The organism is Flavobacterium sp. AK-301 (genome assembly GCF_058310215.1).
Genome location: NZ_JBZEES010000001.1, coordinates 759,522 through 770,092, shown reverse-complemented (window position 1 = coordinate 770,092; position 10,571 = coordinate 759,522). Strand labels below are relative to the sequence as shown.

13 protein-coding genes are annotated in these 10,571 nt (G+C 31.1%); 4 read left to right on the top strand and 9 right to left on the bottom strand.

Annotation, left to right across the window (positions count from 1 at the left end; all coding sequences use genetic code 11):
• The first annotated feature begins 51 nt into the window (after positions 1 to 51).
• Both AC4FQX_RS03625 and AC4FQX_RS03620 read left to right on the top strand, forming a co-directional pair.
• On the top strand, positions 52 to 1,026 hold the full coding sequence (locus tag AC4FQX_RS03625; RefSeq protein WP_491166296.1) for an RHS repeat domain-containing protein: 975 nt from the start codon (positions 52 to 54) through the stop codon (positions 1,024 to 1,026).
• Positions 989 to 1,309: a hypothetical protein gene (locus tag AC4FQX_RS03620; protein WP_491166295.1), complete on the top strand. Its 321-nt coding sequence runs from the start codon at positions 989 to 991 to the stop codon at positions 1,307 to 1,309. The genes AC4FQX_RS03625 and AC4FQX_RS03620 overlap by 38 nt, the downstream gene beginning before the upstream one ends.
• 172 nt (positions 1,310 to 1,481) lie before the next feature.
• On the opposite strand, the gene AC4FQX_RS03615 is transcribed toward AC4FQX_RS03620, so the two are convergent.
• Positions 1,482 to 1,673, bottom strand: a complete 192-nt coding sequence (locus AC4FQX_RS03615) for a hypothetical protein (protein WP_491166294.1) — start codon at positions 1,671 to 1,673, stop codon at positions 1,482 to 1,484.
• 187 nt (positions 1,674 to 1,860) lie between these two features.
• On the opposite strand from AC4FQX_RS03615, the gene AC4FQX_RS03610 reads away from it, so the two are divergent.
• Together AC4FQX_RS03610 and AC4FQX_RS03605 are read left to right on the top strand one after the other, a co-directional pair.
• A complete protein-coding gene (locus AC4FQX_RS03610; RefSeq protein WP_491166293.1) occupies positions 1,861 to 2,079 on the top strand; it encodes a hypothetical protein in 219 nt (72 codons plus the stop codon).
• An 8-nt stretch (positions 2,080 to 2,087) separates the two neighbouring features.
• Positions 2,088 to 2,996 (top strand): IS3 family transposase, encoded by a 909-nt coding sequence (locus tag AC4FQX_RS03605; protein WP_491166292.1) that lies wholly within the window; start codon positions 2,088 to 2,090, stop codon positions 2,994 to 2,996.
• Between the two features lie 125 nt (positions 2,997 to 3,121).
• Here AC4FQX_RS03605 and AC4FQX_RS03600 read toward each other — a convergent pair whose 3' ends face one another.
• The 8 genes from AC4FQX_RS03600 to AC4FQX_RS03565 are packed head-to-tail and all read right to left on the bottom strand — an operon-like array spanning position 3,122 to position 10,503.
• Entirely contained in the window at positions 3,122 to 3,625 is a 504-nt protein-coding gene (locus tag AC4FQX_RS03600) for a hypothetical protein (RefSeq protein WP_491166291.1), read from the bottom strand.
• 2 nt (positions 3,626 to 3,627) lie between these two features.
• Positions 3,628 to 4,581, bottom strand: a complete 954-nt coding sequence (locus AC4FQX_RS03595; RefSeq protein ID WP_491166290.1) for a hypothetical protein — start codon at positions 4,579 to 4,581, stop codon at positions 3,628 to 3,630.
• A complete protein-coding gene (locus AC4FQX_RS03590; RefSeq protein ID WP_491166289.1) occupies positions 4,565 to 5,089 on the bottom strand; it encodes a hypothetical protein in 525 nt (174 codons plus the stop codon). The genes AC4FQX_RS03595 and AC4FQX_RS03590 overlap by 17 nt, the downstream gene beginning before the upstream one ends.
• The gene (locus tag AC4FQX_RS03585; RefSeq protein ID WP_491166288.1) at positions 5,082 to 6,269 is read right to left on the bottom strand and encodes a hypothetical protein; all 1,188 of its coding nucleotides are present in this window, start codon (positions 6,267 to 6,269) and stop codon (positions 5,082 to 5,084) included. The genes AC4FQX_RS03590 and AC4FQX_RS03585 overlap by 8 nt, the downstream gene beginning before the upstream one ends.
• Positions 6,269 to 8,176, bottom strand: a complete 1,908-nt coding sequence (locus AC4FQX_RS03580) for a type II secretion system protein GspD (protein WP_491166287.1) — start codon at positions 8,174 to 8,176, stop codon at positions 6,269 to 6,271. Before AC4FQX_RS03580 ends, AC4FQX_RS03585 begins: the two co-directional genes overlap by 1 nt.
• Before the next feature lie 5 nt (positions 8,177 to 8,181).
• Positions 8,182 to 9,645 carry a GspE/PulE family protein gene (locus tag AC4FQX_RS03575; protein ID WP_491166286.1) on the bottom strand — a complete coding sequence of 488 codons (1,464 nt, stop codon included), beginning with the start codon at positions 9,643 to 9,645 and terminating at the stop codon, positions 8,182 to 8,184.
• Complete coding sequence (locus AC4FQX_RS03570) at positions 9,588 to 10,070, bottom strand: hypothetical protein (RefSeq protein WP_491166285.1); 483 nt, start codon at positions 10,068 to 10,070, stop codon at positions 9,588 to 9,590. Before AC4FQX_RS03570 ends, AC4FQX_RS03575 begins: the two co-directional genes overlap by 58 nt.
• 1 nt (position 10,071) lies before the next feature.
• Positions 10,072 to 10,503 (bottom strand): type IV pilin protein, encoded by a 432-nt coding sequence (locus tag AC4FQX_RS03565; RefSeq protein ID WP_491166284.1) that lies wholly within the window; start codon positions 10,501 to 10,503, stop codon positions 10,072 to 10,074.
• Positions 10,504 to 10,571 lie beyond the last annotated feature (68 nt).

Genomic DNA, 10,571 nt, shown 5'->3' with positions numbered 1-10,571 from the left:
CGATTAGTTTTGTAGGGTGTTATGTACAAAAAGTGCTGAAAGTCGCTAAATATGGGTGGAAGTTATTCTCCCTTTGGTATGTTAGTTCCGAATCGTCATGCCTCTAGTAATGAATATCGTTATGGATTCCAGGGACAAGAGAAAGACAATGAAATTAAAGGCGAAGGAAACTCTTTAAATTATACTTTTAGAATGCATGATCCGAGAATTGGTAGATTCTTTACAATTGATCCACTTCAAAAAGAGTTTTCTTGGAATAGTCCTTATGCTTTTAGTGAGAATAGAGTTATTGATGGTATTGAGTTAGAAGGATTAGAGGTTGTGTTGGTTCATGGTACCTTTGCCCAAAGAGATGATAAGCCTTTATTTTCTTTAGATAAAGCAGATTATAAAGGAAATAGTACATGGGGACGAGTTTTTTCTCAACGTATAGCAAGAGCAGCAGGATGGAGTGAGGAGGCTACATTTGAATTTGCATGGTCTGGAGGGAATAGTGCTGCAGAAAGGATAAAAGCAGGGGAAGAACTTGCTTATGGATTACTTTCAGAGAAAAATCTATATAGAGAAAGTAAACAGGCAACATTAGTTGGACATAGTCACGGAGGTAATGTAAATAAGGTGGCAAAAAATATTTTGGAAGATAACGGATGGACAGTTGATTTGATCAATATTGCAACCCCACAAAGAAAAGATTTTCAACAAAAAAGGACAGGAAGTGGAGTTAATATAAACTTTTATAGTAAAGGAGATCTTATACAGTGGATAGGTGCATCAGAGCTTAGTCTAAACCCAGCAAAAGAACAAAAATATAATCGAACAAATATAGGTCCATTAGGTGCTAGAATTGATCCTTTCTCATATTCCTTTGAAATTAATGTTAAAGACAATGTTTTTAATTGGAGCAAGATTTCTGGAGGACACAGTTATCATAATGATTATTATGCTCAAAGACAAATGTTAGATATAATAAAAGAAATGATTGAAAGAGATGAACAACAAAGAAATTCAAAAGAAAGTGAAGAGTAATAACAAAGCTATTCTAATTAATTTAATGTTTTCTGTTATAGTTTTCCTATATGTTTTATATGCTAATCTTGCAAAATCTGGAGGAGACATAGCTATAATAGTTTTAAATGTAATTATTGGAATTATTCAAGTAATTTTTATATTGGCTTGGGGATTTTTTTGGAAGAAAAACATCTTAAATCTTATATTGTTAGTGTTTTTTTTACAAGTAATAGAATTGTTTTTCTTTATAAAATGTGGTTATTCTATTAATAAATGGTACAAAAGTTTGATGTTTGGATAAGAATTAGAATCCGATCGCTCGGATATGTAGCGTTAAGATAGCACGGAAATGCAATCTATGCCCGTAGCGAAGAGCTACAAACAAAGATTATAAATACGCAAAGAGCCCGCTAAATTTAGCGGGCTCTTTAGTTTTATATACAGTAAAGATTTAATTTTGTTTATGATTGGTGTTATTCTAGCGCCAAAGCATTGGATAAGGTTTTCTTAAGCTTGGCATTATATACCGCCATATCAATAATATTAAATATTGCTTCTTTTTGTTTATCTTCCAATTGCTCCATTAATTGAACTTTTTCTATAATGGATTTATTTAAAGAATCTATATCCTTAAATAGGTTTTCTTCATTAAAAAAATCCGCCATACCCACACTGTCTTGTCCTGAAATAGGTTTACACAAAAGTGTAACAAAATGGAAAGGTTTTCTAAAAAGTCATTATCAAAGTGACATGATCAGTATAGTATAGTGAAGAATTTTTAAGAAGCTCTGCAACAAAACAAAACAAAAAATAGAATATAATATTGGGAAATCACGACTAACTTATTGGTTGATGGAAAGAGGTTATGATAATAAAAAGTCCGGTATAGTATCTTTACCACTTATGAAAAAACAAGTTGACAAATTGTTATATAAGGAAGAGAAATCTTCTTTACATTTAAAAAAAGAACCTGAAGAAGCTCTTCTTTTAGTCGAGGCTTATCGTAAAATGATTGAGATAGCTGAACGGGAATTTAAAATTAAGATTGTAAAAAAGTTAAATACCAAGTAATTCAAGAGATGAAACATAATTATCCCAAAGTTAGTTTAGGCAGATTTTGCCGATTATTTGGAGTTACCAGACAATCTTATTACCAACATTTTTGCAAGCAGGAGCAATTTGCTTTTGAAGGTGAATTAATTATTTCTGAAGTAGTAAGAATCAGAAAGAACCACCGCCATATGGGAGTAAGAAAGTTATATAAACTTTTACATCCCTTCTTATTAGAACATCAAATAAAAATGGGTAGAGATCGGCTATATGATATTTTATCTGCTAATAATCTTTTAGTTAGGTGTAGAAAAAAACAAACTATAACTACCAATTCATTCCATAGATTCAGGAAATACCCAAATCTTATTAGAAATTTTGTTTCTAATTCTCCGAATCAATTGTGGGTAAGTGATATTACTTACTGGAGAATTAAAAATAGTTTTCTATATATTAGCTTTATTACCGATGCCTATTCTAGAAAAATAGTTGGCTATCATTTAGGAGATAGTTTGCAAACTTCTGAAACGATTCAAGCCTTACAGATGGCGATATTAACTATTACAAAAGCAAAAAATAACATAGAATTAATGCATCATTCAGATAGAGGAATACAGTATTGCAGTAATGAATATGTAAAACTACTTGAAAACAATAACATAGAGATAAGTATGACAGAAAATGGAGATCCTCTAGAAAATGCTATTGCAGAAAGAGTAAATGGTATAATAAAGAAAGAATATTTAAATGATTATCAGGTAGATAACTTAGAAGAAGCAAAAGAATTATTGAAGGCTGTTGTTCAATTATACAATAATGAAAGACCTCATATGAGTTTAGGTAATCTTACTCCAAATGAAGTACATCAAAATAATATAAAAACAGAAAAGTTATGGAAGAATCATTATGTAAAAAGTCCTATTATTGTAAACCAATAACAGGACTAAAAATTATGTAAACCTATTTTAGGATTAAGTATAAAATATGTAAACTTTTTTTAGGACGAGATATAAAAAAACATCCCGTTAATAATGAGGCGTTTTTGTTATACCATTGAAATATTTTATTGATTATGTTTCAGTTTTAATCGAATTATTTTGGTTTCCGAATTAAAGAAAACAGCAACAGAGTCTTTATAGATTTTTTTAATCATAAGACCATTTACAGGAATATTAAGTTTTAATCTATATAGCTTTGAATTCATTTTCAATAATACTAGTTCCTGATTTTTAGACCGGATATACCCATAATAGGAAAGTTCAGGCCAGTTTAGATCCGGTTTGGCTTTTGGAATTACAGGAGTGGAATTTGAATAATCTGAAATCTGTTTTTTAGGAATAGTAACAGTTCTCTGAAATTGTTTATTGAGAAAAGGATCCCGATCTGTTTTTTTTAATTCGAAAGTATCTTTATCTGTTTGATAAATAACAAAATCATTATTTCGGTTCTGTTTTTCAGAAACAGTTTCATTATTAGCAAAATAAGGAGTAAAGTACCTGTAAACTATAGTTCCCCAAAGTCCTGAAACGATCAGAATTAAAATTATATTTATTTTCTTTTTAGTCATATTTAATTTACAGTAAACTTGAAGCCGGTACTATTATTGCCAATATTTCCGGCTTTATCAATAGCGCTTACTCTCCAGTAATATATTCCGGTTGTTGAAAAAGTTTGCTGAAGAGTTGTTGAAGCACTATTCTGAGTCCGAATAATTGAGCTGAAATCGGCACTATTTGAAAACTCTACTATGTAAGATATAGGAGACTGTATAATTCCTGTATCTGCTGCAATACTCCAGGTAAAGCCGATATCTGAATCAGCGGTCTGGGTAGATTTATCAGCGGGACTTACATTTTCAGGCTGATTAGGAATGGTGGTATCAATGCTGAATTTTCGTGCAGAGTACTGTTTCGTTTCTGTATCCGCATTTTTAGCTTTTAATCTCCACTGATAATTTCCGTCAGCTAGGTCGGGAATAGTAAGTGTTACCGACGTATCTGTTAAAGTATCGTTACTGTAGATATTCTGACCTGTTAAGGTGTTAATTATTTTAATGGTATAATCGGTTGCATTATCCATAGATTCCCAGTTTAAGGTAATAGCAGTAAAGTTTAGAAACACATCGTTTTCAGGACTTGATAAAATCACTTGTTGATTGGTAAGATCATTGGGAATTGTTGTAGAGAAAGAAGTAGGGAAGGAATAGATTGATTCATAAGCATAATTTTCCCCCCGAACTCTCCAAAGATAATTACCAGCTTTTAAAGGTAATGTTATATTGGTTTTAGTCGTTAATGAATCAAGCACTAGTATCTGTTCTGATTCAAATATCTGAATACGGTATTTATCTGCTCCTTTAATGCTATTCCATATGAAATTCACAACATTACTTTCTATTTTAGACTCTTTTGCCGGTGAAATACTCTGTACGGTATCATTGCTGATGTTCTCTTCAAAGATATCCTCACAGGAATAACTTAGGATTGCTGAGGCAATCAGTATTATTTTATTTATTGTTTTCATAGTTTTGAAAGATCATTTTTAAATGTAAAACTTCAGATTTGTTATTTTTTTTTGAGGTGTAAAAATTCATACTTATCATTCTTGAGAGATTAAATTTTTTCTCAAAATCATAAGCTAATTTCAGCAACTGATTACTGTTTCCCGTTACGTCTAACTGGTTGGTAACAATATGATAATTATCTTCAGAAAAATAGTGTATGGGCTGTAAATCATTAATTGAAACTTCAGGTGCGTTTTCAGCGGCAAAGCTTACAATTCCCTGTTGTACCATTTCTTTTGTTATTCCCTCCTTACCGATGATTTTATCTAAATAGGCAACATCTCTGATCAGGTCATCGATATTTTTCGTTTTTTTGCTGATAGCATTTGCTTTCTCCGATAGCGTTTTATATTCTGCGATTACTTCAAATAAAGTATGAAATGATCTTTTGTAAGCTGTAATTGATAACAGGAAAAAGAGTACCGCTAAAGCATATATTTTTTGTTTATACGAGTATTTTTCAAACATTTTTAAGAGTGATTTTTATTTCAAATATCGATTTGTTGTTTTTGTCTTTTTTTAAGCTTATGATTTCGAAGCGTTGCAGCCAGGTGATCTTTTTTAAATCTTCCAGCCATCCGTTAAATGAAGATTCTTCAAAAGTTTCCCCTTTTATCAGGATAATTTTATTTTCAAAAAAGACTTTTTTATTTTCTTTGTATTCTTTTTTTACCGGAATGATATTTAATTCATTTAGAGAAATTTCTGACGGTATTGTTTTAATAATTTCATATCCGTAATAAGTAAGAAATTTGGAGGATAAACCGCCTGATTCTTTTAAAATCCCAAGCTTTTTTTCTTTTTGTTTTTCTAAGTCCAGTATGAATTGATAGGATTGATTTGAATATACCGTCTGAAGATTCAGTTCCTCATTTTTGGTTCTGTAATATTGTATCATAAGATAGCTTATCAGTAAAGAGGTCAGAAAACCGATCAGAATAGTTATTCCTAAAAAGTTAAAAGCTTTTTTATAAATTAACTCATCATTGTTTAAAGCCGTATTAATAGTTTTTGAGACCTCCTTTGGCTGAACAAAAAAATGAATAATAGCACCATACAAAGGCAAAAACGTATTCGAAATGGTTTCATCCCCAATTTCGTAGGTTTCTGTTGTTGTCGGTGTATTTTGTTTCGTAAAACGGGTTAGTTTTTCTTTTTCAAATTCTAGTTGTAGATCAGCAGAAACCAGGCTTTCTTTTTTCAGAATAGTATTTAATAAAGCAGCTAAAAAAGAACCGATATAAATATCCAGAATCTGAAAGCCATTTTTCTGAAATTTTGTAATGGTTTCTTCAACACTTTTTTTTCTACAGAAACTGATAAAATTTGAACACAGTCCTTTTAAGTCCGTGTAATAAATGGTATTGAAATCGATATTTTTTTGCCAGTTTACATCTGCTTCATTAGTATAATTAATCTCTTTATTCAGAACTCCTTTTCCTTCTATTACCAGTAAAATAGGTTTTTTCTGACCTGCTATTTTTATTAATTCTTCAAAAGTTTCAAAAGTGTGTTGAGAAACTATACTAATTTTATTTGCCTTTTTTTGTACTGTAAGCAAGTTATAGGTTTCAGAATCTTCATTTCTGATTATTCCAACAACATTTAAGTCGTTTATTTTTATAAACTTAGATAGTATCGCTAACATTAGTAAATCACCGTTGGTTTAATAAAGATATGAAGCTTAGAATCACTTTTCCCTTTTTTCCTACTGCTGAAAAACCATTTTATAACAGGGATTCTGGATAGTAAAGGTGTACCAGTACCGGAATTTTCTTTTTTTAATTCATCCAATCCTCCTAATAAGATCATTTCTCCGTTTTTCACTCTTACCAATGACTCGAATTTTTGAGTAGCTTTTCCCGGAGGCGCATCTTCTCCGACTCTGGCTAAGAAGGAGCTTTTTTCGACGGCAATTGTGAGCGTTACATTTTCATCAGTAGAAACATAAGGTTTTATGGCGACACTCAGATTAGCGTCTGTTGATTTCCAGGTTCCGGAGTTTAAGATATCATTTCCAATGGAATTATTTATAAGTCGGTTGTTTTGCTCAAAATAATAACTAGTTTCACCAATAGATAATTTTGCTTCATGTCCGCTTATCGTAGCTATTTTAGGTGTTGATTCTATTTTTAAAATAGAATTATTTTCAAGCAGTTTTAAGTTGAGGTAAAAAGCTTCAGTCACCTTTCCTAATTTAAATAGTCCAAAACCGTTAAAAGCATCGATCAGACTGTTTACCGATGATCCGTTTAAGGTTACATCAGAATTAGGAAATAATACCCCGCCAGTCTGCGCAGCCTTTGTTTTGTCTAAGCCTGCTTTCATTCCGGTCTGAATATCATACGATTTATTATACTGTACAATAATTACCTCGATCTGTACCATTGGAACGACTTTATCAATCTGTTTCATATACACTTTTAACTCTTCCAGAATAGTTCTTGCCCCCGAAACAATTAATCCGTTTAATTCAGTAAATTCTTTTATTTCTAATTTTTCAGAGAATACCTTTGGCAGTGTATTGATAACCGCTTCGATAGATCGGTTTTCTAACTGAATCATTTCAGTTATTCTTAATCCTTCCGTAGCTTCTTCACCAATTAAATAAAAATTACCATGTTTTTTATAAGTATATTTTTTTCCTTTAAAAATATGTTCCAGCAACTCGTCAAAAGTGATATTATCTACAGAGAGTGTTGTTTTTTCATTTTCAGGTTTATTGTATAAGAAATAATTGATACGTAGTTTTTCGGCAGCTTCTGTCAGTAGATCAGAAGCATCTGCGATATAAGCATTTACCTGTAAAAATCCATTTTTATTGATGTTGACCTCGTAAAATCCCGGAACCCCGATACTTGCCTTAGGCTGTTTTGGTTTTTGGACACTTCTTGTAGCAGTATTTATATTTACAGTTTCATTTTTTTCTATATAATAAAAATCGTTTTCATCTTTAGTGACTAATAAATCATTTGATTTTGCCATCATTTCGATAACTTGCTCAAACGGACGGTTTAAAATATAAGAAGAAACCCTATAGTCTTTTACACCCTGTGCCAGTATTATATTTTTATTTGTTTTATCTGTAATTGCCTTTGCAACAGCAGACAAAGAATCATTCTCTAATCGAACAGATAAAAAATCATTCTGAGGATTGTAACTGACATCTATAATTTTAGGCTGTTTTTTTTCGACAACAGGCATTGTTTTTCTTTTTTTGAAAATAATGATATTGTTCATAAAAGTAACCTCTAAATCATATTTTTGAGTAAGATGTATAAAGACATCTTTCACCGTTACGTCAAAAAAGGTATTGTTTACAGCTTGATTCAGATCCATATCAACATCAGTATTTAGCTGATGCTCTTCGGCTATAGATGCAATAAAATCATGTAAAGTTAATCCTGAAACATCAGTTTTAATAACCTCATTTAATCCTTTTTTCGTTATTGATAATTCGTCAAATTTTCTACTTAGTTCACTAATATTTTGTTGCGCTACACTACCATTTGTGAAAAATAGTGCAGCCAGTAGGTAAACAACCTGTTTAAGCATTATATTTATATGTTTATTAAAATTGGGTATATTTCTTCCAGAGATGTTTCTCCGGTGGCTAAGATTTCAAAAGCTTTTTCAGACAGTGATTTGTAATTTTCAGAATCACTAAATAATTTTGTAATAGTATTGTTTTTAATCGCTTCTGTAATGACAGCATTAATAGTTAATAGTTCATAAATGGCAGTTCTTCCTTTATAACCGGTATGAAAACATTCATTGCAGCCTACAGGTTTGTAATAAGAAGAAATGATATGAGGGAATTTATAATTTAATGGAAAATCTTTGGGATTACAGGTCGTTTCTTTTTTGCAATGATTACAAAGCTTTCGAACTAGGCGTTGCGCTACAGATAAATTTAAAGTTTCGGCAATTAAATAAGATGGGATCCCCATATCAATCAGTCTTGAAATGGTCCCTATTGCAGAATTGGTATGTATAGTTGATAAAACCAAATGTCCCGTCAATGAGGAACGAATAGCCATTAAAGCAGTTTCAGAATCACGAATTTCTCCTAACATGATGACATCAGGATCCTGACGTAAAAAAGATTTTAATGCAGAAGAAAAAGTTAATCCTATATCTTCTTTCAACTGCACTTGATTAATGCCTTTTAAAGTGTACTCAATAGGATCTTCAACCGTTACAATATTTCTTCTACTATCATTTAGTAATCGTAATGTTGCATAAAGTGTGGTAGTTTTCCCGGATCCTGTCGGTCCGCTTATTAATATGATTCCGTTAGGTTTTTTTACCGCTTCAAGATAGTTTTCCAGTTCTTCTTTTTGAAGTCCCAGTGTATTTAAATCAATATTTGATGCATCCTGACCTAAAAGGCGCATTACTATTTTCTCTCCAAATAAAGTAGGTAAAATAGAGACCCTTATATCAAATGTTTCGTTGGTAATCCTTCCGTCCTGCGGTAGTCTTTTTTCAGTAATATTTAATTTAGCTTTGATCTTGACTTTATTGACTAATTCGAGATAGTTATCATGTTCTATTTTATACCGTTCGATCAGCTGACCATCAATTCTGAAACGAATACGAGATGAATCTTCATAAACCTCAAAATGAATATCACTGCATTTTAAAGATTTTGCTTCAGTCAATAAATTTTCGAGAAAATCACCCTTATCTACATTTAAAGACTGGTTTGAGTTAGAAGACCTTTCTTTTCGATAATAGATAGATAATGCTTTCTCAATTTCTATTGCATTTACAGAATGAAAAACAATATTTTTTCCCAGAAAAAGCTCTAATTCTTCTTTGTTGTTTTCGTTATTATTCGAATCATCAACATATAATTCCAATGTATTTTCAGACATCAGTTTAGGTAATATCCGATACTGATTAGCAAGATCATTAGATACAATATGTTGAATTTCGGGAAGAATTATGATATCCGGTGTCATTATAATAGTGTAATTTTCTGAAAGGGTAAAAAATAGTCTTTCAAAAGAGTAAGACATAAAAATAAAGCTGAAAACCCGGCTAAAGGAACGGTTTCTACTTTAAGAAATTTTTTCAGACTAAGTTGTAAACCAATAGCAAACAACAGAGAAAGCACAAAAAACAAAATATAGTTTTGTAGCAAAAACAAAGGAGTAATTGAAATATAAAACAGTAAATCACCCAATCCGAAATAATGCTGAAAGGGATTTAGAAATCTTTTCGATCTGAAACTCATGTAAATAATTAAGATACTCAGTATAATTAAAAAAAAACCGGAATTAAAAAGTGTAATTTTTAATAGACCGGGACTTTTAACCGGAATCATAAAGAAGGAAGCAGAGAAAATCACTATCGGTAAAACAAGATGCATTTTTCGGTGTTTCCAGTCCTGAATAAAAACGATTGCCAAACTAAATAACAAGATGATAAAAGCTGTTTTCAATTTATTCCTTTATTACCTCAGTTAATATTTTTTTACTGTCAATTTCCCAGGTATTGAAATTTCCATCACCATCTAAGTCAGATGTTGCTGTTGCTCTGGCTAAAAAATGATTATTAGAAGCTTCAAGTATTTCAATCTTATAAACCGCCTGTCCTCCTTCATCAACCGTTTTTTCCTGTTCAAAACCAATTTCTTCTAAACTATTAGAATATTTTGAATGTCTGTAAAAGTAACTTTTCTCTAGTCCGTAAACCTGATTGAGCATAGCCTGAGCTTCAATAGCTTTTGCCTGACCAATTACCGAGGTCTGATTTGGTAAAACCATAAGTAATAATATACCGATGATACACAACACAATTAAAATCTCCGTTAACGAATAGGCTTTAACAGTTAGTTTTTTGTTAAATATGATTTTTTTTATTTTAGATTTCATCTTGTGGTATTTTATTTGTTAAAATAAGTTAATAAAATGATTTGCAAACATACAAATTGAATTTAAAA